19 protein-coding genes are annotated in these 24,830 nt (G+C 68.6%); 3 read left to right on the top strand and 16 right to left on the bottom strand.

Features of this window, described 5'->3' with window-relative positions:
- Positions 1-360 precede the first annotated feature (360 nt).
- The 9 genes from HOP52_RS12855 to HOP52_RS12815 form a co-directional block, all read right to left on the bottom strand.
- Positions 361-1,455, bottom strand: a complete 1,095-nt coding sequence (locus HOP52_RS12855; RefSeq protein ID WP_238977795.1) for a ProQ/FINO family protein — start codon at positions 1,453-1,455, stop codon at positions 361-363.
- 399 nt (positions 1,456-1,854) lie between these two features.
- Positions 1,855-2,379: a dihydrofolate reductase gene (locus HOP52_RS12850; protein ID WP_422677715.1), complete on the bottom strand. Its 525-nt coding sequence runs from the start codon at positions 2,377-2,379 to the stop codon at positions 1,855-1,857.
- Between the two features lie 14 nt (positions 2,380-2,393).
- Positions 2,394-3,167 (bottom strand): thymidylate synthase, encoded by a 774-nt coding sequence (locus tag HOP52_RS12845; protein ID WP_238977921.1) that lies wholly within the window; start codon positions 3,165-3,167, stop codon positions 2,394-2,396.
- 127 nt (positions 3,168-3,294) lie between these two features.
- Complete coding sequence (lgt, locus tag HOP52_RS12840; protein ID WP_238977793.1) at positions 3,295-4,080, bottom strand: prolipoprotein diacylglyceryl transferase; 786 nt, start codon at positions 4,078-4,080, stop codon at positions 3,295-3,297.
- A gap of 7 nt (positions 4,081-4,087) precedes the next feature.
- Entirely contained in the window at positions 4,088-4,882 is a 795-nt protein-coding gene (locus tag HOP52_RS12835; RefSeq protein ID WP_238977792.1) for a sulfite exporter TauE/SafE family protein, read from the bottom strand.
- A complete protein-coding gene (locus HOP52_RS12830) occupies positions 4,879-6,267 on the bottom strand; it encodes a response regulator (protein WP_238977791.1) in 1,389 nt (462 codons plus the stop codon). The genes HOP52_RS12835 and HOP52_RS12830 overlap by 4 nt, the downstream gene beginning before the upstream one ends.
- 57 nt (positions 6,268-6,324) lie before the next feature.
- Positions 6,325-7,116, bottom strand: coding sequence for an NRDE family protein (locus tag HOP52_RS12825; RefSeq protein ID WP_238977790.1), 792 nt, complete (start codon positions 7,114-7,116; stop codon positions 6,325-6,327).
- A 5-nt stretch (positions 7,117-7,121) separates the two neighbouring features.
- Positions 7,122-9,383, bottom strand: coding sequence for a phosphoenolpyruvate--protein phosphotransferase (gene ptsP / locus HOP52_RS12820; RefSeq protein ID WP_238977920.1), 2,262 nt, complete (start codon positions 9,381-9,383; stop codon positions 7,122-7,124).
- Positions 9,384-9,499: 116 nt separating this feature from the next.
- Positions 9,500-9,991, bottom strand: coding sequence for an RNA pyrophosphohydrolase (locus HOP52_RS12815; RefSeq protein WP_238977789.1), 492 nt, complete (start codon positions 9,989-9,991; stop codon positions 9,500-9,502).
- 232 nt (positions 9,992-10,223) lie between these two features.
- On the opposite strand from HOP52_RS12815, the gene HOP52_RS12810 reads away from it, so the two are divergent.
- A complete protein-coding gene (locus HOP52_RS12810; protein WP_238977788.1) occupies positions 10,224-10,880 on the top strand; it encodes a histidinol-phosphatase in 657 nt (218 codons plus the stop codon).
- 120 nt (positions 10,881-11,000) lie between these two features.
- On the opposite strand, the gene HOP52_RS12805 is transcribed toward HOP52_RS12810, so the two are convergent.
- Positions 11,001-11,975: a malate dehydrogenase gene (locus HOP52_RS12805; protein WP_238977787.1), complete on the bottom strand. Its 975-nt coding sequence runs from the start codon at positions 11,973-11,975 to the stop codon at positions 11,001-11,003.
- A 458-nt stretch (positions 11,976-12,433) separates the two neighbouring features.
- Between HOP52_RS12805 and HOP52_RS12800 the strand changes: the two genes are divergently transcribed.
- Both HOP52_RS12800 and HOP52_RS12795 read left to right on the top strand, forming a co-directional pair.
- The gene (locus tag HOP52_RS12800; RefSeq protein WP_238977786.1) at positions 12,434-13,576 is read left to right on the top strand and encodes an efflux RND transporter periplasmic adaptor subunit; all 1,143 of its coding nucleotides are present in this window, start codon (positions 12,434-12,436) and stop codon (positions 13,574-13,576) included.
- A gap of 2 nt (positions 13,577-13,578) precedes the next feature.
- Positions 13,579-16,719 (top strand): efflux RND transporter permease subunit, encoded by a 3,141-nt coding sequence (locus tag HOP52_RS12795; protein ID WP_238977785.1) that lies wholly within the window; start codon positions 13,579-13,581, stop codon positions 16,717-16,719.
- Positions 16,720-16,728: 9 nt separating this feature from the next.
- Here HOP52_RS12795 and rsd read toward each other — a convergent pair whose 3' ends face one another.
- The 6 genes from rsd to HOP52_RS12765 form a co-directional block, all read right to left on the bottom strand.
- Positions 16,729-17,229, bottom strand: a complete 501-nt coding sequence (rsd, locus tag HOP52_RS12790) for a sigma D regulator (RefSeq protein WP_238977784.1) — start codon at positions 17,227-17,229, stop codon at positions 16,729-16,731.
- Between the two features lie 102 nt (positions 17,230-17,331).
- Entirely contained in the window at positions 17,332-17,886 is a 555-nt protein-coding gene (locus tag HOP52_RS12785) for a disulfide bond formation protein B (protein WP_238977919.1), read from the bottom strand.
- A 2-nt stretch (positions 17,887-17,888) separates the two neighbouring features.
- Complete coding sequence (gene gshA, locus HOP52_RS12780) at positions 17,889-19,511, bottom strand: glutamate--cysteine ligase (protein ID WP_238977783.1); 1,623 nt, start codon at positions 19,509-19,511, stop codon at positions 17,889-17,891.
- 210 nt (positions 19,512-19,721) lie between these two features.
- Complete coding sequence (locus HOP52_RS12775) at positions 19,722-22,097, bottom strand: Tex family protein (protein WP_238977782.1); 2,376 nt, start codon at positions 22,095-22,097, stop codon at positions 19,722-19,724.
- A gap of 54 nt (positions 22,098-22,151) precedes the next feature.
- Complete coding sequence (gene msrB / locus HOP52_RS12770) at positions 22,152-22,649, bottom strand: peptide-methionine (R)-S-oxide reductase MsrB (protein WP_238977781.1); 498 nt, start codon at positions 22,647-22,649, stop codon at positions 22,152-22,154.
- Positions 22,650-22,791: 142 nt separating this feature from the next.
- Positions 22,792-24,348, bottom strand: a complete 1,557-nt coding sequence (locus tag HOP52_RS12765) for a phosphoenolpyruvate carboxykinase (protein WP_238977780.1) — start codon at positions 24,346-24,348, stop codon at positions 22,792-22,794.
- Positions 24,349-24,830 lie beyond the last annotated feature (482 nt).

Below are 24,830 nucleotides of genomic sequence, written 5' to 3'. Positions count from 1 at the left end.
TGCAGGTAGCTTGCCGGGCATGCGTCTCGCCGTAATTGGCGCGGCTCCTTCCCAGGAGGGTCGCCAGGTCGGACATGTCCTCAGCGAAGCCTTGTTATAGTCCAATGCTCGCAGGTAGAACTCTATACCGGGATTTTCGGGAACGCAACAAGAAAAAACACTGTTTTCCTTCCAGGCCCACTTGCTCCACGGAACTTTCTCCTGCTCGAACGGTCGGCGCGCATCCCGCCTCCGGACCGGAGCCACCGGGCTGTCAAAACAGCGACCTGGCAGCGATGAGCCCGCACATGATGCCCCGCTGATACAGCCGGAGGCAAGTGCAGGGCGCTTCAACGTTTGATGCAGGGCAAGGGCGGCGACTCAGCGCTGCTGCTTGTCGCCGCCGTGCTTGGCCAGCAGCGCCGAGAGCTTGGCCTCCAGGCGCGCCTCGGGGTTGGCGCTGTCGGCGGGAGGCGAAGCCGGGACACTTTCGGCGTCGGGCCGGGCCGGCGTAGCGGGTGGCGTCGAGCGTTTCACGGGGGCCGCCTTGCGCCCCTCAGGTTGCCGCACTCCTTGCTGCGTCTCGGGTTGAACAGCGCTGACGGCCTCGCCGCCTGGCTTGGCATTTTTGGCGCCGCGCCGTTTTCGACCGCCAGCCGGCGAGTTCCGCCGGCGCACGGCCTGCAGGCGCTCGAGCTTGCGCTGGGCGTGTTCGGCGGCCTGGGCGTCGACTCGCCCCTGGGGACGGCCGGCCAGGTCGATTCGCTCGGCCCCCTCGCGCACCGCCTTGAGGTAGCGTGGCAGGTTGACATAGCCGGCCAGGGCGCGGCGCACCAGCTTCTCCGGCCAGGGCTCGTCGGCGGCAAGGTCGAGGTGAATGCCCACCTTCAACGGTCGCGTGTGTCCCTTGAAGAAGGCCTGGGGATAGCGCTGGTACCACTGGGCGAGCAGCGCCTCGGCGGAGGGCGCCGGCTCGATGGGCAGGCTACCCTGCTGGTCGGGCGGCCCGGCCGGCACTGCACCGTCGCCGGGCTCCACCGCTGGTGTAACGGTCGGCTCGGCGGCGGGGGGCGCTGCGGCAGAGGCCGCCTCGGTAGCAGCCATCTCGGTAACAGCCATCTCGGAGGAAGACGCTGCGTGGCCGGGTTCGGCGGCGGCCGGCGGCGGCGTCTCGCGGGGGCGATGACCGATCAGCGCGGAGAGCCCCTGGGCGCGCCGCGCATGGGCCGGTACCTCAGGGACTGGCTCGCCGCTCTTGAGCCGTTCGCGCAGCCGGGCGTTGTGCTCATCGAGCTCGCGATTCTGCTCGTCGAGCTCGCGGTTCTCCTCCTTGAGCTCCAGGCGCTCCTCCTCCAGCTCGGCGAGACGGGCGTGAAGCGCGTCGAGACGCTCGCGGCAGGCCAGCAGCTCACTCAGGGTGGCGTCGGCGCGCGCCTCCAGCGCATCCAGCAGGCGGTGTGAACGTTCTTCGATCAAACCGGAACCCTCCAGGCAGGCTCTCTTGCTTATTCGTCATCCGACGTGGCGTCTATGGGAGCAGTCTGTCCCAGAAGCCCGGCGCTGACAAATCTCACCCCCCCGCGCAACAGAACCATTGCAGAGAGCTTCCATCACTCGGGGCTGATCTGTCGGCAAGCCTACGCGCGGGGCCGGCCTTCCGGAGGCGCTGTGAATACCTCCCTGTACGCTACCGACGCCCTGCAGCGCTCTCGCATCCTGCTCCGCTTGCAGGACCGGTGCTGGCCATCCATGGCCAGCCCGTTCGGAGCGATGCTCCTCACCCATGGCGTAGGACCTCCTCTTCGGCTTGCCCCCCAGCGCCCCTCGCTTAGCGCAACTGCGATAGCCCGTCCCCCTTCGCCAACCGGTGACCGATTAGCCGTCGCGGCGACGATACTCCACGAAATCATAGGCGGGCTGACCTTCAGCGGGGCTGCCCGGCACGCGCTGGACCTCTTCCCATTCGGCGTCGTCCAGCGCGGGAAAGCGAGCGTCGCCTTGTACCTCGATATCGACCTCGGTGAGGTAGAGGCGGCTGGCGTAGGGCAGCGCCTGGGCGTAGATCTCCCCGCCCCCCATCACCATGATCTCCTCCGCGGCATCTATGGTGGCCTGCTGGTCGGCCAGGGCCAGGGCGGCGGCCAGGTCGTGGCAGACCCGCACCCCGTCGTGGTGAAAGTCGGGGTCGCGGGTGACCACGATATTGAGTCGCCCGGGCAAGGGCCGGCCGATGGACGCGAAGGTCTTGCGACCCATCACCAGCGGCTTGGCCTGGGTCATGCGCTTGAAGAACTTGAGGTCTTCCGGCAGATACCAGGGCAGTTGGTTGTCCACGCCGATCACCCGATTGCGCGACAGGGCGGCGATCATGGCGATGGGGACCAGGGTCTCGTCGTTCATGCCATCAATCTCGTTCATACCGCCACCTCGGCCTTGATATGGGGGTGGGGGTCGTAACCCTCGATGACGATATGCTCGAAGCGAAACGCGAAGAGGTCGCGCACCTCGGGATCGAGCACCAGCCGCGGCGCCTCACGCGGCGTGCGCGAGAGCTGCTCCTCGGCCTGTTCCAGATGGTTCAGGTAGAGGTGCGCATCGCCCAGGGTATGCACGAAGTCGCCGGGCGCAAGCCCCGAGACCCGGGCGATCATCTGGGTCAGCAGCGCATAGCTGGCGATATTGAAGGGCACCCCCAGGAAGATATCGGCACTGCGCTGGTAGAGCTGGCAGGAGAGCCTGCCCTCGGCCACGTAGAACTGGAACAGGCAGTGGCACGGCGGCAGGGCCATCTCGTCCACCAGCGCCGGGTTCCAGGCGGAGACGATCAGCCGGCGCGACCGGGGATTGTCGCGGATCTGCTCGAGCAGCCTGGCGATCTGGTCGACGCGGCCGCCGCGGGGGTCGGGCCAGCTGCGCCACTGATAGCCGTAGACCGGGCCCAGGTCGCCGTTGTCGTCGGCCCACTCGTCCCAGATGCGCACACCGTTTTCCTTGAGGTAGGCGATATTGGTATCGCCACGCAAAAACCACAGCAGCTCGTGGATGATCGAACGGGTGTGCAGCTTCTTGGTGGTCAGCAGCGGAAAGCCGCGGCCCAGATCGAAGCGCATCTGATGGCCGAAGAGCGAGCGGGTGCCCACCCCGGTGCGGTCGTCGCGCTCCACGCCATGGTCGAGCACCTGGCGCATCAGTTCGAGGTAGGGCTGCTCCAGGGGAGGAAGCGTCTGGTCGGTCACGGCGTTTCCAGCGGCTGGGAAATGGGCGGTAGATTCTACAGGATCTCGCTAGGGTTGTTGATCCGGAAGCTGCTGCTGGCTAGATTTTGGCGTCGATGGGCTGCTTGCGCGACCAGTAGATCAGCAGCACGCCGAAGGCGATCATCGGCAGGGTCAGCAGCATGCCCATGGTCACCCAGCCGAAGGCAATGAAGCCGATATGGGCGTCGGGCAGGCGCACGAACTCCACCGCAAAGCGGAAGACCCCGTAGAGCAGCAGGAAGAGCCCGGAGACCAGGCCCCGGGCCCGCGGCTTCGCCGAGACCCACCACAGCACCACGAACAGCACCAACCCCTCCAGGAAGGCCTCGTAAAGCGCCGTGGGGTGGCGGGGCTCGGGGCCCATGCCGGGAAACGGCATGCCCCAGGGCAGCTCGGTGACCCGCCCGGGGAGTTCGCGGTTGATGAAGTTGCCGATGCGCCCGGCCCCCAGGCCGATCGGCACCAGCGGGGCGATGAAGTCGGTGAGGGTGAAGAACGCCATACGCTTCTTGCGGGCGAAGTAGAGGGCGGCCAGCAGCACGCCGATCAGCCCGCCGTGAAAGCTCATGCCGCCGTCCCAGATGCGCAGGATCCACAGCGGGTCGGCCAGCCACTGGCCCATGCCGTAGAAGAGCGCATAGCCGAGCCGGCCACCGGCCACCACGCCGATGGCGGCGTAGAACAGCAGGTCGCCCACGTCGTCACCGCTCAGGCCGAAGCGCGCGGCGCGCCGGCGGCCCAACCACCAGGCGGCGACGAAGCCGATCACGTACATCAGGCCGTACCAGTGCACCTGGAAGGGACCCAGGGAGATGGCGACCGGGTCGATATCGGGGTAGTTCATGGCATCCTCAGAGCAAGAAGCGTAGCCCCACCGCCGTCAACAGGGCGGCGAAGGCGAGGCGCAGGACGTTGGCGGGCAGCACATGGGCCAGGCGGGCGCCGACCCGGGCGAAGGGGACGCTGGCGATCACGATGCCGAGAAAGGCGGGCCACATGACGAAGCCGGTGGCCCAGGCCGGCAGCAGCGGATGCTCCCAACCGACGACGATGAAGGTCGCCGCGCCGAACAGTGCGATGGGCAGGCCGCAGGCGGCGGAGGTGCCCACCGCCTGGGTCATGCTCGCCCCGCAGCGTGACAGCCAGGGCACGCTGAGGGTGCCGCCGCCGATGCCGAACAGCGCCGAGACTCCTCCGATCACACCGCCGGCCACCCCCATGCCCAACCGGCCCGGCGCCACCGTGCCGGGCTTGGGCCCGAGGCCCAACGCCATCTTGGCCGCCACCAGGATCACGAAGAGACCGAACAGTGTGCCCAGCAGTCCGCCGGAGAGGGCCCCGGCGACGAAGACCCCGGCGATGGCGCCCAGCACCAGGCCCGGCAACAGCGACAGGAACCAGCTGCGCTGGATGCTGCCGCGCTGGTAGTGGGCCCAGGCGGAGGACGCCCCGGTCACCAGGATGGTTGCAAGCGAGGTGCCCACCGCCAGGTGCATGGCAATGGCGGCGTCGACGCCCTGCAGCCCGAAGGCGAAGACCAGCGCCGGAACGATGATCAGCCCGCCGCCCACGCCGAACAGGCCCGCCATGGTGCCGGCGGCGGCACCCAGCGCCAGATAACCGAGAAGGGTGATGAAAAGCGTCATGTCGAAGCGGTTTCCTCGAAGGCATCCGGTCGCCAGTGGCGCACCATGTCGATCAGTGCCCGGGGGCGGTACGGCTTGGCCAGGTAGTCGTCCATGCCGGCCTCATGGAAGCGCCGGCGGTCGCGTTCGGTGGCATTGGCGGTCAGGGCCACCAGCACGCTGCGCCCGCTGCCGGGGTCGGCGGCTTCCGCCTCCCGCCAGCGCCGGGCGGTCTCCACGCCGTCAATATCGGGCATGAAGATATCCATGAAGACCAGGTCATAGGCGTGGCGGCGGCGGAGTTCCAGCGCCTCCTGGCCACCGGCCACGCTGTCCACCGCCACGCCCTGCCCTTCCAGCACCTGACTGGCCAGCATGCGGTTGACGGGGCCATCGTCGACCACCAGCACCCGCAGGCTCGGCCCCTTGTCGGGTAGCGAGGGCGCTTCGGCGTCCGCCAGTCCGTCCCGGTCGCCGGCCAGGCTGTTGAGCAGCAGGGTCACGTCCGCCATGCGCTCGCGCAGCTCGGCGAGATGCCGGGCCTCGACGCCCCCTGCGGCGCGCTCCAGCTCGGCGGTCAGGTCGGCCAACAGCGGCGCCAGCTCGCGCTGCAGCAGCCCCAGATAGCGCGACTTGAGCCGCGAATCCTCGCGGGCCCGCTCGCGCGCCGCCAGCAGGCCGCCGAGCTGTGGCAGCCGTCCCTCCGGGTCGTCGAAGAGCAGCAGCTCGTAGCCCTGCGCCTCGAGCCGCTCCACCGCCAGCCGGCGCAAGCGGCCTTCGGCGTCGCGCACCTGCATCATGGCCGGTTCACCGCTAGCGCTCGGGCTGTCGCTCAGGCGCATCTTGGGGTCCTCGCCGCGCAGCACCTCGACGCTTTCGCCCAGCAGCTGCTCCATGGCCAGGTTGGCCGCCACGGTGCGCCGTTCGAAGAGCAGCAGCGCCGGTCGCGAGGCCGCCCCCAGCAGCCCCGCCAGGTCCGGTGCCTGTCGCCAGCGGGCCTGCAGCTGGCCGAGCGCCTGGTCAAGCCGGCCCAACCGCTCGGCGGGCAGCTCGGCCTCCAGGGACGACGGCCCTGGCGCTGGCAGCCACGCCGGCAGGCTCTCCGCCAGGCCGTCCAGGCGTCGCTCGAGGCGCCCCAGGGCGTCGTCGACACCGGCCTCGAAATCGCTCAACCGATGGCGCAGCTGCAGCAGGAAGGCCGCGGTGGTGAGGGCGGTCCCCACCAGCAGCATCAGCAGCAGCCAGCCGGCCTCGGCCCAGGAGGTCGGCTCGGGGGTGCCCAGCCACAGAAACAGCCCCACCGCCAGGCAGAGCAGCACCAGCAGCAGCTGGGCCAGCAGAAACGGCCACAGCAGCGGCCAGACAAGACGCGACCAGAAGCGGTCCTTGCGAGGTGCAGCGGGCATGCTCATCCCTGTGGCAATGCGACGATGGCCCGAGTGTACGTTGCCGGGCCGCGGCTGTCATGGCAACGCGGCGGCGGCCTCCAGGGCGACCCGCTCCTCATGCTCCCCCAGCGGCCTGCCGTCGGGGCCGAAACTGCGCTCACCGAGGCGAATACAGGCGTTGTCGGCCTGCCACTCGAGCCAGGTCATGGCGCGGGTGCCGTACTGTTCGCCGAGGATGAAGGGCGCCGACAGCCGCCGCTCGAGTTCCAGCCCGACCCCGGTGTCCGGCAGATGGAAGTCATCGGCTGGCCGGGTATCGCCCAGCGCCGCCAGGGCCTCCTCCGGCCAGCGCCCGCGACGCAGCGCCTCCAGCAGCCCCTGGCGGACGCCGATCAGCTTGGGCCAGGGGGTGTCCAGGCTGGCATTGGAGAGCCCGTGGACACCGGGGCTGACCGCCGCCAGGCGCAGCAGGTCGCGCCCCCGGTGCAGGTGCCACAGCCGGCGACCGTCGCCGGCCAGCAGGTTGAAGCCGGCGAAGCGCCACCCTTCGCCGCCGGCCAGGCTCTCCAGCCAGGCCGGCAGATCGGTGCACTCCAGCGCCTCACGCACCAGCTGCCCGCGGCTCGGGGCGGTCGCCGACACCTTGAGCTCAGGGTCGCGCACATTGGTCACGGCGGCGAAGCGGCCGCGGCAATGCACCGCCAGCCAGGTGCCGCCGGCCTCCAGGTCACGGCCGCCGACGATAGCCGGCGCGTCCCGCCAGGCCCCCAGGGGAGCGGAGGGGCGCTGGTGAAACTCGTCGCGGTTGGCCACCAGGCGCAGCGGCATGGGGCTGTCGGGACGGTAGTCGAAGGCGATCAGACACATGGCGTTCAGTCCCTGGGCGGCAGCAGATGGGCCAGCTGCCACTCGGTCATGCGGCTGATCAGGTGGTCGCGCACCGCTCGGGGGGTATTCAAGCAGAGGGTCTCCTGTACCAGCGCCTGGGCCGCATCCAGCGGTACCCGACGAATCGCCGCGCGCACCCGCGGCAGGCTGGGGGCGTTCATCGACAGCGAATCGAAGCCCATGCCCATCAGCAGCAGGGCCCCGGCCGGGTCGCCGGCCAGCTCACCGCACAGCGACAGCGGCATCTCCAGCTTGTGGGCATCCCCGGAGAGCCGCGACAGGGCCGAGAGCACGGCCGGGTGGCAGGCATCGTAAAGTTCGGCGACCCGCGGATTGTTGCGATCCACCGCCAGCAGGTACTGGGTCAGGTCGTTGCTGCCGACGGAGAAGAAGTCGGTACGCTCGGCCAAAGCATCGAGCTGGTACAGGGTGGCGGGCACTTCCAGCATTACCCCCACCTTGGGCCGCTTGACCTCGACCCCCTCCTCGCCCAGCTCGCGCACCGCGCGATCCAGCAGGCGCAGGGCGTCGTCGACTTCGTCGACGTTGGTCACCATGGGCAGCAGCACCTGGAGGTTGTCCAGCCCCTGGGAGGCGCGCAGCATGGCGCGCAGCTGCACCATCAGCACCTCGGGGTGATCCAGGGTCACGCGAATGCCGCGCCAGCCGAGGAAGGGGTTGGCCTCCTCGATCGGGAAATAGGGCAGGTCCTTGTCGCCGCCGATATCCAGGGTGCGCATGACCACCGGCAGCGGGGCGAAGCCCTCCAGTTGGTCGCGGTAGAGCCGGGTCTGCTCCTGCTCGCCGGGGAAACGCTCGGTGATCATGAAGGGCACTTCGGTGCGGTAGAGACCCACGCCGCTGATGCGCTTCTTGAGCGAGGGCACGGCGTCGATAGCCAGGCCGGTGTTGACCATCAGCGGCATGAGGTGGCCATCCGGGGTCTGGCTGGGCAGGTCCTGCTCGTGTTCCAGCAGTTCGGTGAGCGCCTCCTCCTCGGCGATCAGGCTGCGATAGTGGCTCTCCAGCTCCGCCGTGGGCCGCACGAAGAGTCGGCCGCGATGGCCGTCGAGGATCACCGGCGCCCCGGAGAGACGCGGCAGCGGCAGGTCGACCATGCCGAGCACCGTGGGGATGCCCATGGCCCGGGCGATGATCGCCACGTGGGAGGTGCTGGAGCCGCGCACCGACACCAGCCCGGCCAGCCGCTCGCGGGGAATTTCCCCCAGGGTCGCCACGCTGATCTCGTCACCCACCAGGATGCTGTTGCGGGGGTAGCTGTCCGGGGCCTTGGGCCCCTCCTCCTGAAGGTGGGCCAGCACCCGCCGGCCGAGGTCGCGCACATCCGCTGCCCGCTCGCGAAGGTAGTCGTCGTCGACCCGCTCCAGGTACTGCACGTGGCGGCGCACCACGTCGGCCAGGGCGCCGGGCGCCCACTGCCCCTCACGAATGCGTTTCTTGATCTCCTGGGAGAGCGCAGCCTCGCCGAGCATCTGCTGGTAGACCTCGAACAGCGCCAGTTCCTGGGCCGAAATGCGGCTGGCCAGGCGTTCGCCGGCCGCCTTGATCTCCTCGCGAACCCGGCAGATGGCCTCCTTGAACCGTTCGATCTCGTGCTCGACGTCGGTGGGAATCAGGTCGGGCACGCTATCCAGATCGGCAGGCGCCGCGATCACCACCGCCTCGCCGACCACCATGCCCGGCGAGGCGGCCACCCCGGTGAACATGGCCTGACCGCCCTCCCGGCTGGGTCGATTGAGGCTGCCGGTGACCAGCGCATGAGCCAGCACGCCGGCCAGCTGGGCCCCCATGGTGACCAGGAAGGCCTCGTCCTCCTCATCGTAGCGGCGCTTGGCGCCCTGCTGGACCACCAGCACCCCGAGCATGCGGCGCTGATGGATGATCGGCACGCCGAGAAAGCTCGAGTAGCGCTCCTCGCCGGTGGCCTCGAAGTAGCGAAAGCGCGGGTGCGAGGGGGCATCCTCGAGGTTGAGCGGCTCCTCGCGCTCGGCCACCAGGCCCACCAGGCCCTCTCCCACGCGCAGCGTCACACGCCCCACCGCCTGGGTATGCAGGCCGATGGTCTCCATCAGCACCAGCTCCTCGAGCTCGGCGTCATAGAGATAGAAAGAACAGACATCGGTGCGCATCGCCTTGCGGATGCGGCGCACCATGGTGGCCAGGGCGGCGTCCAGGCTACGCGCCCCGTTGACCTCCTGAATGATCCGTCGCAGCACCTCTAGCATCGGCGTCTTGCGTTCCATGATTGTGGTCTCCCGCCTGCTGAGGACTTGGTGACACGATCACCGCGGCTGTCGGGGTATCGTACCAGGCTTGCGCCGCCGGCCGGGCGGCTGAGAGATCAGCGGCCTTCCAGGGCCAGCCGCTGAGCGCGGGGAGACAGCTCCCTCAGGGCACGGCGGTAGACCTCACGCTTGAACGGCACCACCTGTCCCAGAGGATACCAGTAGCTCACCCAGCGCCAGCCATCGAATTCCGGCTTGGGCGAGCCATCCATGCAGATGCGGCTTTCCTGACACTGAATCCGTAGCAGGAACCACTTCTGTTTCTGGCCGATGCACACCGGCCGTGAATTGATGCGAACCATGCGTCGTGGCAGGCGATAGCGCAGCCATCCTCGGGTACAAGCCAGCACTTCGACGTCATCGGCAGTCAGGCCGATTTCCTCTTCCAGTTCGCGATAGAGGGCCTGTTGCGGTGTCTCGGATGCCTTGATGCCTCCCTGGGGAAACTGCCACGCATTCTGTCCTACCCGACGCGCCCAAAGCAGCTGCCCCTGAGCGTTGGCGATGATGATGCCAACATTGGGGCGAAAGCCGTCAGCGTCGATCACGGACGTCACCTTATAAAATCGTCATTGGGGCCATTCTTCCACAAGGGCGCAAAGCGCATCAATACGATAAAGGGCCGAGGCGCAAGGAAAGACGTCTGGCCACGAGCGCCCCATAGGGGGCCTTGTCACCCGTCTCTCGTCCCTCGCCCTTGAGCCACTCGAAGCTAGCGATGGCATCTGCCATAATCGCCGGCCTTATCGACATCACCCATACCAACCAAAGGGGTAAGCCGTGAGTCTGGCCATTTTCGACCTGGACAACACCCTGCTGTCCATCGACAGCGACCACGCCTGGGGCGAGTTCCTGCTGGAACAGGGCGCCGTGGACCCGGTTGCCTACCGAGAAGCCAACGACCGCTTCATGGCCGACTACGACGCCGGCACGCTGGATATCCACGCCTTCCTCGAGGTCGCGCTCAAGCCGCTGGCGGACAACTCCCCGGAGCAGTTGGCGGCCTGGCACCAGCAGTTCATGGCCAGCAAGGTCGAGCCCAGCATCCTGCCCAAGGGCGAGGAGCTGCTGGCCCGCCACCGCACCCGCGGCGACACCCTGCTGATCATCACCGCCACCAACCGCTTCATCACCGGCCCCATCGCCGAGCGCCTGGGGGTGGATCACCTGATCGCCGTGGAACCCGAAGTCGTCGACGGCCGCTATACCGGCCGGGTGAGCGGCACCCCGAGCTATCGGGAAGGCAAGGTCGAGCGCCTGGAGGCGTGGCTCGCCGACAAGGACCTGACCCTGGACGACGCCTGGTTCTACAGCGACTCCCACAACGACCTGGCGCTGCTCGAGAAGGTCGACCACCCGGTGGCGGTGGACCCGGACGAGACCCTGCGCGAGGTGGCCGAACAGCGCGGCTGGCGGATCATCAGCCTGCGGGAGTGACCGGGGCGCCTACCGGCGCCAGTCGCGACGGGAACTCGGGACGCCGAACCGGGCGCTCCTACAAAAAACGCCCCGACGAGTCGACTCATCGGGGCGTTGTCGTGCCGGTAAGCGAGGCTATCAGCCCAGCAGATGCTCGACGGCAGCGCGCTCTTGGCGCAGCTCGTCTTCGGTGGCCTTCATCTTCTGCTTGCTGAAATCGTCGAGCTCGAGGCCCTGGACGATCTCGTACTTGCCGCCCTGGCACTTGACCGGGTAGGAGTAGATGATGCCCGGCTCGACGCCGTAGCTACCGTCGGCGGGAATCGCCATGCTGACGATGCCGTCGCTGCCCAGCGCCCAGTCACGCATATGATCGATGGCCGAGGAGGCGGCGGAGGCGGCAGAAGAGGCACCGCGGGCCTTGATGATGGCCGCGCCGCGCTGCTGCACGTCGGGGATGAAGGTGTTCTCGTACCAGTCGCGCTCGACCAGCTCGGCCGCGGGCTTGCCGGCCACCGTGCAGTGGGCGATGTCGGGGTACTGGGTGGCGCTGTGGTTGCCCCAGATGATCATGCCCTCGACGTCGGTGACGTGCTTGCCGGTCTTCTGGGCCAGCTGGGTCAGGGCGCGGTTGTGGTCCAGGCGCGTCATGGCGGTGAACTGGCCCGGGTCGAGGTCCGGCGCATTGCAGGAGGCGATCAGGGCGTTGGTGTTGGCCGGGTTGCCCACCACCAGCACCTTGACGTCGCGGCTGGCATTGTCGTTGAGCGCCTTGCCCTGCACGGAGAAGATCGCCGCGTTGGCTTCCAGCAGGTCCTTGCGCTCCATGCCCGGGCCGCGGGGACGCGCGCCGACCAGCAGGGCGAAGTCGGCATCCTTGAAGGCGACGTTGGCGTCGTCGGTGGCAACGATATCCTGCACCAGCGGGAAGGCGCAGTCGTTGAGTTCCATCACCACGCCCTTCAGGGCTTCCATCGCCGGGGTGATCTCGAGCAGCTGCAGGATGACCGGCTGGTCCTTGCCCAACATGTCACCGGAGGCGATGCGGAAGGCGAGCGAGTAGCTGATCTGACCGGCAGCACCGGTAATGGCAATACGGACGGGATCTTTCATCGTGGCTCCTTGGGTTTTCAACGCGCGGGTTGACGCCGTGAGGATGGGCCTGACGGGAGGGACGCCCGCCCTGGCCGGGATTCGAACCGCCAAGATGGTATGCCTGCAGTGCACAAAACTCAATCCGACCTCCGACTAGGGCTCGACTGGAATAGCGCCGCTGTCCCGCTGCGCGGAGGCCGGTTAACGGCACTGATCTCGCCGAGAACCGGAAAATTACAGTTAGACATGTGGCAGGTAGCAGGGCGCCGGGGACAGGTCGTAGAGGAGGTCATTTGCCAGGGATGGCAAATGTAGCGCCCAGGGATGGGTTCACAGCGCCTCCTCGCAGACCTGTCGACGGCGCATCCCAAGCGACAAGGCCAACTGCGAGGTTCAGTACCGAGCCCCCATCGGTCGAAACTCCCGCCGGGCCTGCGCTATGCTGAGGCGATTCGGTTTCGCCAATGGATGGCCCCATGCCACGTCGCCCACCGCTCTCCTACCTGCTGGCCGCCGGCCTGCTGCTGGCGCTGCTGGGGTGGCTGGCCCTCGGCGACCTGCAGCGCTTCCAGACACAGGCTCCGCCCGACGAGGCCGCGCCCGAGCAGCCCCCGACCCGGGTCGAGTATCGCCCCAGCCAGGCCAGGCCCCACTTCCCCCGGCTGCTCGCCCAGGGCCAGCTGCGGCCCATCCGCGAGGTCACGCTGCGCACCCGCCGCGAGGGCCAGGTGGCCGAGCTGACGCTCGGTGCCGGCGCCCGGGTGACCGCCGGCGAGCCCCTGCTGGGGCTCGCCCAGGACAGCCTGGCGGCCCAGCTCGAGCGCGCCGAGGACGAGCTGACCCTGGCCCGCGCCGAACTGGCCGGCGCCGACAGCCTGCGCCAGCGCGAGCTGATCTCCCGCACCGAGCAGCTGCGCCTGCGGGCCGGCGTCAGCCGCGCGGCCGCCGAGGTGGCCGAACTGCGCCAGGCGCTGGACGACACCCGCCCCACCGCCCCCTTCGACGGCGTACTCGACCGCCTGGACGCGGAGCTTGGCGACATCCTGCAGCCCGGCGAGGCCTATGGCCGGCTGGTCGACGACCGCCGACTGATCGCCAGCGCCTGGGTTTCCCAGCGCGACGCCCAGGGCCTCGCCCCGGGGCTTGCCGTCGAGGTGCGCCTGCAGGACGGCGAGACGCTGCCGGGCGAGCTCACCCACGTGGCCAGTCGCGCCGATGACGCCACCCGCACCTTCCACCTCGAAGCGACCCTGGACAACCCCGAGCGCCTGCGCCTGGCCGGCGCCAGCGCCAGCCTGTCGATCACCCTGCCCGCCCGGAACGTCCACCGCCTCTCCCCGGCCCTGCTCGAGCTCGACGCCGACAACCGGCTGAGGGTCAAGCACCTGGACGACCAGGACCGCGTCGTCGCCACCCCGGTCACCCTGGTGGAGGCGGATGCCAGCGTGGCCCGGGTCGCCGGCCTGCCCGAGCGGGTCCGGCTGATCACGCTGGGCGGCGGCTTCGTCGAGGTCGGCGAGCGCGTCACCCCGGTGCCGGCCGAGCGCGGCCCGGCCGAGCAAGCCACAAACGGGCAGGCCGCAAACGAGCGCGCCGCAACCGACGTCGAGTCGCCCTGATCATGCGCCCCCTGATCGAAGCGGCCCTGGACCGCTCCCGCACCACCCTGCTGCTGCTGGCCGCCCTGCTGCTGGCCGGCCTGGCCGCCTGGCAGGCGGTCCCCAAGGAGGCCAACCCGGACATCGCCATCCCCATCATCTATGTGTCGCTGGCCCTGGAGGGGATCAGCCCCGAGGACGGCGAGCGGCTGCTGGTCCGCCCCATGGAGCAGGAGCTGCGCGCCATCGAAGGGGTGCGCAAGATGACCGCCCAGGCAAGCGAGAGCCACGCCGCCGTGACCCTGGAGTTCGACGCCGGCTTCGACCCGCGCCAAGCGCTGGCCGACGTGCGCGAGAAGGTCGATATCGCCAGCGCCTCGCTGCCCGACGAAGCCGAGGAACCCAGGGTCTTCGAGGTCAACGTGGGGCTCTTTCCGGTGCTCACCCTGGGGCTCTCCGGCCCCCTCGAGGAGGCCCAGCGCCTCGCCATCGCCCGCCGCCTGCAGGACGAGATGGAGGGCATCGCCGAGGTGCTGGAGGTGGAGATTGGCGGCGAGCGGGAAGAGCTTCTGGAGATCGTCATCGACCCCCAGGTGCTCGACGGCTACGGGGTCGACTTCGACGAGCTGTTCAACCTGATCAGCCGCAACAACCGGCTGGTGGCCGCCGGCAGCCTGGACACCGGCGCCGGGCGCGCGCCGGTGAAGGTCCCCGGGGTGATCGACACCCTGGACGACGTGCTGCAGATGCCGGTCAAGGTGGACGGCGACCGGGTGGTGACCTTCGCCGAGGTGGCCTGGATTCGCCCCACCTTCAAGGACCCCGAGGGTTTTGCGCGCATCGACGGCGAACCCGCCCTGGTGCTGGAGGTGGTCAAGCGCGCCGGCGCCAACCTCATCGCCACCATCGAGGGGGTGCGCGCGGTGCTCGAAGAAGCCGCCCCGCTGCTGCCCGAGGGGCTGACCGTCACCACCATCATGGACCAGTCCGAGATGGTCGAGACGATGCTCGACGAGCTGCTCAACAACGTCATGACCGCGGTGGTGCTGGTGCTGGTGGTGATCCTGGCCGCCATGGGCCTGCGCAGCGCGCTGATGGTGGGCCTGACCATTCCCGGCGCCTTTCTCACCGGCATCCTGCTGATCTGGGCGATCGGCTACACTCTCAACATCGTGGTGCTGTTCGCGCTGATACTCGTGGCCGGCATGCTGGTGGACGGCGCCATCGTGGTCAGCGAGCTGGCCGACCGCCACCTGCGCGACGGCCAGCCGCCCCGCGAGGCGTGGATCAACGCCGCCTCGCGCATGAGCTGGCCGGTGATCGCCTCCACCGCCACCACCCTGGCGGTGTTCGTGCCGCTGCTGTTCTGGCCCGGGGTGGTCGGCGAGTTCATGAAGTACCTGCCGGCCACGGTGATCCTCTGCCTGCTCGCCTCACTGGCCATGGCGCTGGTGTTCCTGCCCACCCTGGGCGGGGTCTTCAGCCTGCGCCGCGCCGGCGGCGAGCGCGGCAACCCGGTCAGCGCCGGCGGCCGCCTCTACCGGACGCTGCTGGCCCGGCTGCTGGCCTGGCCGGGCTATACCCTGCTGATCGCCCTGCTGCTGATGGCGCTGATCTACACCGGCTACGGCCGCTTCCACCACGGCGTGGAGTTCTTCCCCGAGGTGGACCCCGACAGCGCCCAGGTGCTGGTACGCAGCCGCGGCGACTTCTCCGCCGTGGAGAAGGACGCCGTGGTGCGGCGGGTAGAGGCGCGACTGGCCGGCATGGGCGAGGTCGAGGCGCTCTATGCCCGCTCCTACGCCACGCCCGACGAGCAGCTCGGCAGCGATGTGATCGGCGTGGTGCAGTTCCAGCTGGTCGACTGGCACCAGCGGCGGCCGGCGCGCAGCATCATGGCCGAGATGACCGAGCGCACCGCGGAGCTGCCGGGGATCGCCCTGGAGTTTCGCGAACAGGAGATGGGGCCGGGAGCCGGCAAGCCCATCGTGCTGGAGATCAGCGCCCCCTCGGCCGAGCGGGCGGCGCAGGTGGTGGAGTCGTTACGCGCCGCGATGGCGCGCCTGGGCGGCTTTCGCGATATCGAGGACAACCGCAGCCTGCCGGGCGTGGAGTGGCGGCTGAACGTGGACCGCGAGGCCGCGGCGCGCCTGGGCGCCGACGTGGCGGCGGTGGGCAGCGCCGTGCAGCTGGTGACCACCGGCCTGCAGGTGGCCAGCTATCGCCCGCCCGAGGCCCGCGACGAGGTGGATATCCGCGTGCGCCTGCCCGAGACCTGGCGCTCGCTGGACCAGTTGGGCCGGCTGACCCTCAACACGCCGCGGGGCCAGGTGCCCGTTTCCCACTTCACGAGCCTGGAGCCGGCGCCCCGGGTGGGCACCCTGCACCGCATCGACGGACGGCGGGCCATTACCCTGGAGGCCGACGTGGCCGACGGCTACCGGCCGGACGAGCGCCTGCAGGCCCTGCTCGAAGACGCCGGCGAGCCGCCGGAGGACGTGCTGATCAACGTCGCCGGCGAACAGGAGGAGCAGGACGAGGCGAGCCGCTTCCTGATGACCGCCTTCCTGGTGGCGGTGGCGCTGATGGCGATGATCCTGGTCACCCAGTTCAACAGCCTCTATCAGGCAGGGCTGGTGCTCTCGGCCATCGTCTTCTCCACCGCGGGGGTACTGATGGGGCTTTTGATCAACGGCCAGCCGTTCGGCATCGTCATGGTGGGCATGGGGATCATCGCCCTGGCGGGCATCGTGGTGAACAACAATATCGTGCTGATCGACACCTATAACCAGCTGCGCCGTGAGGGGCGCGCGCCCTTCGATGCGGCGCTGGAGGCGGGCGGGCTGCGTCTACGCCCGGTGCTGCTCACGGCCATCACCACGGTGCTGGGGCTAATGCCAATGGTGCTGGGGGTCAACGTCAACCTCTTCGCCCCCAGCCTGGGGATCGGCGCGCCCTCGACCCAGTGGTGGACCCAGCTCTCCAGCGCCATCGCCGGCGGCCTGGTCTTCGCCACCGGCCTGACGCTGCTGCTCACCCCCTGCATGCTGGTGTTGGGAGGGCCTATAGGGGCGAGGGACGAGGAACGAGGGGCGAGGAGCATGGGCCCAGGCACGAGAGCCCAGGAACGAGGGCCCGGGCTGGATGAAGGGAATGGGATGTAAGGGATGACGTCAGGCGTGGGGCTGGGCCGCACTGTGGGAGGCGCCGGGGGTATGGGCGGCATGCAGCCGGGCGATCAGCTGGTCCTCCAGGGCGAAGCGCTCAGTGAGCCCCTTGGCCAGGCGGTCGAGCCAGGCCGGCAGGCGCGGCAGATAGTGCTGACAGCGCACCGGCGTGGAGTAGTCGGCATCGAAGGCGAGCACCAGCTCGGTGGACATGTCCAGGCGCTCGAGCAGCTTTTCGGCGATGCCCAGGGCTTCGCTATCCTCGAAGGCACGGGCCTCCTCGCGCAGCTGAGGATAGATCTCGAAGTGGCCGGCGCTGATGTAGTCCATCAGCAGCTCGCTGAAGCGGTCGATCTGCGCTTTGCTGACCGCCTCCAGCTCGGCATCGCACGCCTCCTTGAGCTCAAGGAAACTGACCAGCAACTCGCGGCGCTCATCGAGCCAGCGGTCGACGAGCTTGTGCACGCCCCCCCAGCGCTCCTGAGCCGTCTTGCAGTCTTCCAACATGTGCGCCTCCCTTGCGGCTATCGGCCTGACCCCAACCCGGCGCGACCGCCTTCGGTTCGTTGCGCCGGGGAGTCTCAGACTCGCTCGTCGACGGTGCCGCTGTCAATCCTGCTTCGCAACAACCGCACCGCGAGGCTCCCGGGGCCCTTCACGCAGGGCAGCGAACAGCAGACCCAGCGGCGCCAGCGCCAGCACCACAAAGCCGATCAGGGTCCAGCCGGGCAGCGAGATGCCGGCCAGCAGGAAGTCGATCTCGGCGCACTCGCCGGAGCCGGAGAGCACCATGGAGAGGACGTCGCGCAGCGGCAGGACATCCATCATGTAGTCGAGCCCGGGGCCGCAGCTGGGGACCTGCTCCGGCGGCAGCGACTGCAGCCACAGGTGGCGCCAGGCCACGCCGATACCGCCGATCACGGCGGCAAGCGACAGCGCCCCGTAGGCCGCTGCCCCCAGTCGCCCGGCGGGGTTGTGGATCGCCGCCACCAGGAACACCGCCGCCGCCGAGAGCACCGCCACACGCTGGAAGATGCACAGCGGGCAGGGGGCGAGTCCGGCGATATGCTCGAGGCCCAGGGCCACCCCCATCATCAGCGCGCAGAAGGCAAGCCCCGCCAGGCTCCACTGGCGAACGCTCAGCTGTCGCAGTCGCGTCATCATCGTCATGCCTCGCCGCCTCCCGCGCGCCGTGGCGCGACCCGGGGCTCCCGGGCGCGGGCAAAGTAGTCGTTCAGGAACTCATCGAAGCCCTGGCGATCCCCCGCCTCGATGTCGCGTTGCTGCCGGCGGGAGGTCTGGGCCATCTCCGCGAAGAGCGCCTCGCAGGCGGGCGTCATCGGCTCGCCGCGCAGCTGTTCACCCTGCTCCCGTGCCAGCGCCAGCATGGCCTCGACGAACTCCTCGTCACGCTCCTCAAGCCGTGCCAGCAGCTGGCCCGAGGGCGTCAGGGAGGGATCCTCGAGGCTCGGTGCCAGGGCGGCCAGGGCCTCGGCGTGGGGAGAACCCTCCTCCAGGCGGTCGAGCAGCGCGGCCACCCCGGCCATCTCGGCCAGGATCTCGCCGCCCCAGTCGGCCACCGAGCGCCGCTGGCCGTCGTGCACCAGGCGCATGGCCGGGTCGCGCCCACGCTCCACCACCCGCTGGCGATTGTCGTCGAGGCGGTCGCACTCCTCGTCGGAGATCCACGGGCTCTCCCTGAGCAGGCACCACATCAGGAAGGTGTCGAGAAAGCGCATCCGCGAGGCATCGATGCCCAGCGTCAGGAAGGGGTCGAGGTCGAGGCAGCGCACCTCGATGTACTCGACGCCGCGCGCCTCCAGCGCCTGACTGGGGGTCTCGTCGTGGCGCATGACCCGCTTGGGGCGGATATCGCTGTAGTACTCGTTCTCGATCTGCAGGATGTTGGCGTTGAGCTGGCGCCACTCGCCGTCGAGGCGCACGCCCATTGCCTCGTAGGCCGGCCAGGGGGTGGAGATGGCGTGGCGCAGGGTGCCCACGTAGTTGGAGAGCGAGTTGAAGCAGATCTTGAGCTGGGCCTGGACCTTGTTCTGGTAGCCCAGATCCGACATGCGCAGGCTGGTGGCATGGGGCGAGACCAGGGTATCGCGGCCATGGGCCTGAAGGTGGCCGGGGACCTCGCGGCCGTCGAGGAAACTGCGGTCCAGCGCCGGGGAGGCGCCGAACAGATAGAGCAGCAGCCAGCTGTGGCGGCGGAAGTTGCGAATCAGCCCGAAGTAGCGCCCGGAGCGGTAGTCGGCCATGGCCTGGTCCGTCGCCCCGTCGAGCTCGCGCAGCAGCGTCCACAGCTCGTCGGGCAGCGAGACGTTGTAGTGGGTGCCGGCGATGGCCTGCATGATGCGCCCGTAGCGCACGTCGAGCCCCTTGCGGTAGACGTGCTTCATGGTGCCCACGTTGGAGCGGCCGTAGTCGGCGATGGTCACGCTGGCGTTGCCGTCGAGCCGCGAGGGCATGCTGCCCGGCCAGATCAGTTCGTCATCCAGGTGGCGATAGCTGAAGCGGTGCAGGTCGGCGAGAAAGGCCTGCGCATCCTCCGGCCGGCTGTAGACCGGGGTGATGTACTCCAGCAGCGCCTCCGAATAGTCGGTGGTGATATACGGATGGGTCAGCTTCGAGCCGAAGGCTTCCGGATGCGGCGTTTGGGCGATACGGCCCGCCGGGTCGACGCGCAGCCCTTCCTTTTCGAGGCCGCGGCGCAGGCGGCCGAACCGGCCTTGCTCGGCGGGACCCTCGAGGCGCTCGATGAGGGAGGCGAGTGAGTCGGACAAGTTGGTCACCCCTGTCGTGAAAAACGGTCGTGAAAAACGGTCGTGGAAGCCGACCGGACGGGACGCGCTTCACGTTTCAATTCGTGGCGGGCGCCGGTGGCCCCCGCGAATACCAGATCATGGTGCCTGACGGCAGGGATTCAAAGGTTAGCCGGCTATGTTCTTAGGCGATCGAATGGAATTTTCCGGCGCCCCTCCAGCAGCCTATGATCAGCGCTTCTGCTTGGCCTTGAGCAGCGCCTCTCCCAGGGCGCCCAGCTGGCCCCCCGAGCCGGCGTCTGGCTTTGTCGAGGTCGACTGGCTTGGCTTACGCACCGATTTACCGCCGCCACGACGCGACTCGTCGCCGCCGCGACGCGACCTGCCACGACCCCGCTCGCTTCCCTCCTCGTCGGGCTGGTCATCCAGGCGCATGGTCAGGCCGATGCGCGCGCGCTCCAGATCCACGCTCATCACCTTGACCTTGACGATGTCGCCGGCCTTGACCACCGAGCGCGGGTCCTCGACGAACTTGTCGGAGAGCGCCGAGATATGCACCAGGCCATCCTGATGCACGCCGATATCGACGAAGGCGCCGAAGTGGGTGACGTTGGTCACGCTGCCCTCGAGGATCATGCCCGGCTCCAGGTCCTTGAGGGTCTCGACCCCCTCGCGGAACTCGGCGGCCTTGAACTCGGGGCGCGGGTCGCGGCCCGGCTTGTCGAGCTCGGCGAGAATATCGCTGACGGTGGGCACGCCGAAGCGCTCGTCGGCGAAGTCGGCCGGCTTCACCGCCTTGAGGGTGGCGCTGTCGCCGATCAGGCTGGAAAGCGCCCGCCCGCTCTGCTTGGCGATGCGCTCCACCAGCGGATAGGCCTCCGGGTGCACCGCGCTGGCATCCAGCGGGTTGTCGCCGTTCATGATGCGCAGGAAGCCCGCGCACTGCTCGAAGGTCTTGGGCCCCAGGCGGCTCACCTTCAGCAGCTGCTTGCGGCTGGCGAAGGCGCCCTCGGCGTTACGCCGGGCGACGATGTTTTCGGCAAGCCCCGGGTTCAAGCCGGCGACCCGCGAGAGCAGCGCGCTGGAGGCGGTATTGAGATCGACCCCCACGGCGTTGACGCAGTCCTCGATCACCGCCTCCAGGCTCCTTGAGAGCTGCAGCTGGGAGACATCGTGCTGGTACTGGCCGACGCCGATGGACTTGGGCTCGATCTTGACCAGCTCGGCCAGCGGGTCCTGCAGGCGGCGGGCGATGGAGACCGCGCCGCGCACCGTGACGTCCAGCTCCGGCAGCTCGCGGCTGGCGTACTCCGAGGCGGAGTAGACCGAAGCGCCCGCCTCGCTGACCATCACCTTGGCCAGCGGCCGTTTGCCGGCCAGCAGTTTGACCAGGTCGCCGGCCAGGCGGTCGGTCTCGCGACTGGCGGTGCCGTTGCCCACCGCGATCAGCGCCACGTCGTGGGCCTCCACCAGCTTGGCCAGCTCGGCCAGCGCGGCGTCCCAGCGGTTCTGGGGCGCATGGGGGTAGATGGTGGTATGGGCGAGGAACTGGCCGGTGGCGTCCACCACCGCCACCTTGCAGCCGGTGCGCAGGCCCGGGTCGATGGCGAGCGTCGCCTTCTGCCCGGCCGGGGCGGCCAGCAGCAGGTCCTTGAGGTTGGCGGCAAAGACCTCGATGGCCTCGAGCTCGGCGCGCTCGCGCAGCCGCCCCATCAGCTCGGTCTCCAGGTGGGTATAGAGCTTGACCCGCCAGGTCCAGCGCACCACCTCACCCAGCCACTTGTCGGCGGCGCGGCCCTCGTCGCGGATCGCGAAGTGGCGGGCGATGGCCACCTGGGCCGGATGGATCGGCGCTTCGTCCTCGCCGGGCAGGCGGATGGCGAGCGTCAGCACCCCCTCGTTGCGGCCGCGGAACATCGCCAGCGCCCGGTGCGAGGGCACCTTGGCGAGCCGTTCGTCATGCTCGAAGTAGTCGGAAAACTTGGCGCCCTCGCGCTCCTTGCCCTCCAGCACCCGGGCGCTGAGCTCACCCTCCTGCCAGAGTCGCTCGCGCAGCCCCCCCACCAGCTCGGCGTCCTCGGCGAAGCGCTCCATGAGGATCTGCTTCGCCCCATCCAGGGCGGCTTTGGCATCCTCCACGGCGGGGGTATCGCCTTCCGCGGGGCGAAGGTATTTCGCTGCCTCGGCTTCGGGATCCAGGGTCGGGTCGGCCAGCAGCGTATCGGCCAGCGGCTCGAGTCCCGCTTCCCGGGCGATCTGTGCCTTGGTGCGGCGCTTTTTCTTGTAGGGCAGGTAGAGGTCTTCCAGGCGCTGCTTGGTATCGGCGGCCTGGAGCTGTTGCTCAAGCTCCGGCGTCAGCTTGCCCTGCTCGTCGATGGCGGCGAGCACCGCGACGCGGCGCTCCTCCAGCTCGCGCAGGTAGCGCAGCCGCTCGTCGAGCTGGCGCAGCTGAATGTCATCCAGGGCGCCGGTGACTTCCTTGCGGTAGCGGGCGATGAAGGGCACGGTGGCACCGCCGTCGAGCAGCTCGACCGTGGCCTGCACCTGCTGGGGACGAACGGCGAGCTCTTCGGCGAGGCGTGAAATGATCCGGGTCGTGGCGTCCATGACATCCTTGGTAGTGCAGCAACGAAAGATCGCGACAAGGTACCATAAACGCCTTTAGGCCGGCACGAACTCGAGCGCCAGGCCGTTATTGCACCAGCGCAGGCCGGTGGGCTCGGGGCCGTCGCTGAATACATGGCCCTGGTGGCCGTCGCAGCGGGCGCAGTGGTATTCGGTGCGTGGCCAGATCAGCTTGAAGTCGAGCTGCGTGAGCAGATGGCCCTTTACATGGTCGTAGAAGCTCGGCCAGCCGGTGCCGGAGTCGTACTTGGTGTCGCTGCGAAACAGCAGCAGGCCACAGCCGGCACAGCGATACTCGCCGTCGCGCCACTCGTCATCGAGCGGGCTGGAAAACGGCGGCTCGGTGCCGTGCTCGCGGAGAATCGCGAACTGCTCTGACGTGAGGCGCTCACGCCACTCGGCGTCGCTAAGCTCCAGGCGCTCCAGCCCCGGGGCGGGCTCCAGATTGAGCCGCGGGAAGCCGAAGGAGACCCCCGGCAGCAGCCCCACGACGCCGGTGGCACCGGTCAGTCCCAGAAAATGTCGTCTTTTCATGGTCACGCTCCGTCGATGGCTTGCCTCGCTCTAGGATACGGCCCGCGCACCGAACTGGATGCAGAACGAAACGGGGGAAGAGCGTGTGCCCTTCCCCCGTTCAGACCGCCGGGCCTGCCGACGGTTCGCGCTCGTGCCGTCGTCAGGTCAGGCTGGGGCCCGCCTTGACGATGGCCGGGCTGACGCCCTCGAATTTCTTGAAGTTGTCGACGAACTTGGCCGCCAGCTCCTTGAGCTGGCGATCATAGGCGGCCTTGTCTTCCCAGGTCTCGCGCGGTTCGAGCAGGCGGGAATCGACGCCCGGCACGGCCACCGGCACGGCCAGGTTCAGGCCGTCGATCTGGCGGGTGTCCACCTCGCGCAGCACACCGGACTGGATGGCGCTGATGATCGCCCGGGTGGTGGGGATGGAGAAACGCGAACCGCCCTCGCCGTAGGCGCCGCCGGTCCAGCCGGTGTTGACCAGGTAGACCTGAGCGTCCTTCTCGTCCACCCGCTTGATCAGCAGGTCGGCATACTCGCGGGCCGGGCGCGGGAAGAAGGGCGCGCCGAAGCAGGTGGAGAAGGTCGCCGACAGGCCCTCGGAGGAGCCCATCTCGGTGGAGCCCACCTTGGCGGTGTAGCCGGAGAGGAAGTGGTAGGCCGCCGCTTCCTTGGAGAGCACCGACACCGGCGGCAGCACGCCGGACATGTCGCAGGTCAGGAAGATAATGGCGTTGGGCTCACCGGCGCGGTTCTCGGGCACGCGCTTCTCGACGTGCTCCAGCGGATAGGCGGCCCGTGAGTTCTGGGTCAGGCTGTCGTCGGCGTAGTCGGGCTCGCGGCGGTCGTCGAGCACCACGTTCTCCAGCACGGTGCCGAACTTGATCGCTTTCCAGATGATCGGCTCGTTCTTCTCGGAGAGGTCGATGCACTTGGCGTAGCAGCCGCCCTCGATGTTGAACACCGTGCCCGGCCCCCAGCCGTGCTCGTCGTCGCCGATCAGGTAGCGCGCCGGGTCGGCGGAGAGGGTGGTCTTGCCGGTGCCGGAGAGGCCGAAGAACAGCGTGGTCTCGCCATCCTCGCCCACGTTGGCGGAGCAGTGCATGGGCAGCACGTCGGCCTCGGGCAGCAGGAAGTTCTGCACCGAGAACATCGCCTTCTTCATCTCGCCGGCATAGCGCATGCCGGCGATCAGCACCTTCTTCTGGGCGAAGTTGATGATCACGGTGCCGTCGGTGTTGGTGCCGTCGCGGGCCGGGTCGCAGGTGAAGCCGGCGGCGTTGAGAATGGTCCACTCGTCCTTGGCCGAGGGGTTGTAGGCCTCGGGGCGCACGAACATGGTGCGACCGAAGAGGTTCTGCCAGGCGGTCTCGGTGGTCACCCGCACCGGCAGGTAGTGAGCCGGGTCGCTGCCCACATGCAGCTCGGAAACGAAATGCTCGCCGCGGCCCAGATGCTCCTCGACGCGGGCCCAGAGGGCATCGAACTGCTCGGCATCGAAGGGACGGTTGACGCTGCCCCAGTCGATCTTGGCGCTGGTGGACGGCTCATCGACGATGAAGCGGTCTTTGGGAGAGCGCCCGGTGCGCTCGCCGGTATTCACCACCAGGGCGCCGTTGGCGGCCAGGCGGCCTTCACCGCGCGCCACCGCACGCTCGATGAGTTCGGCGCTGCAGAGATTGACGTGGGCATGAGGAGCGGCTTGGGATGTGGTCATGTCGATTCCTGGGCCTTGCGGCCGGTTCTCTCTCGTGGGCCAGGCGTCCGTAACGCCAATGCAGTAGTGAGGTTTCCGATCGGCGGTGCGGCTAGATGCCGTCTTGTATGCGGGCCGATCGGCCCGAAGGCGGCGCCATTATGGCAAAAAGCAGCGCGGCGGGAAACGCTGCCGTTGGCCGAAGTTCCTGTAGTTTTACTACTACATGCCGACCATATCGCGGCAGCTTGCCACACCTCCGAATTGTGCTTTGCAGCAATTCGAGGTTCGAGGTTCGAGGTTCGAGGTTCGAGGTTCGAGGTTCGAGGTTCGAGGTTCGAGGTTCGAGGTTCGAGGTTCGAGGTTCGAGGTTCGAGGTTCGAGGTTCGAGGTTCGAGGTTCGAGGTTCGAGGTTCGAGGTTCGAGGTTCGAGGTTCGAGGTTCGAGGTTCGAGGTTCGAGGTTCGAGGTTCGAGGTTCGAGGTTCGAGGTTCGAGGTTCGAG

It is taken from the genome of Billgrantia campisalis (genome assembly GCF_022341425.1).
Classification (GTDB): domain Bacteria; phylum Pseudomonadota; class Gammaproteobacteria; order Pseudomonadales; family Halomonadaceae; genus Halomonas; species Halomonas campisalis.
Note: the sequence above shows the minus strand (reverse complement) of the source record. Positions and strands in the feature narration are given on the sequence as shown.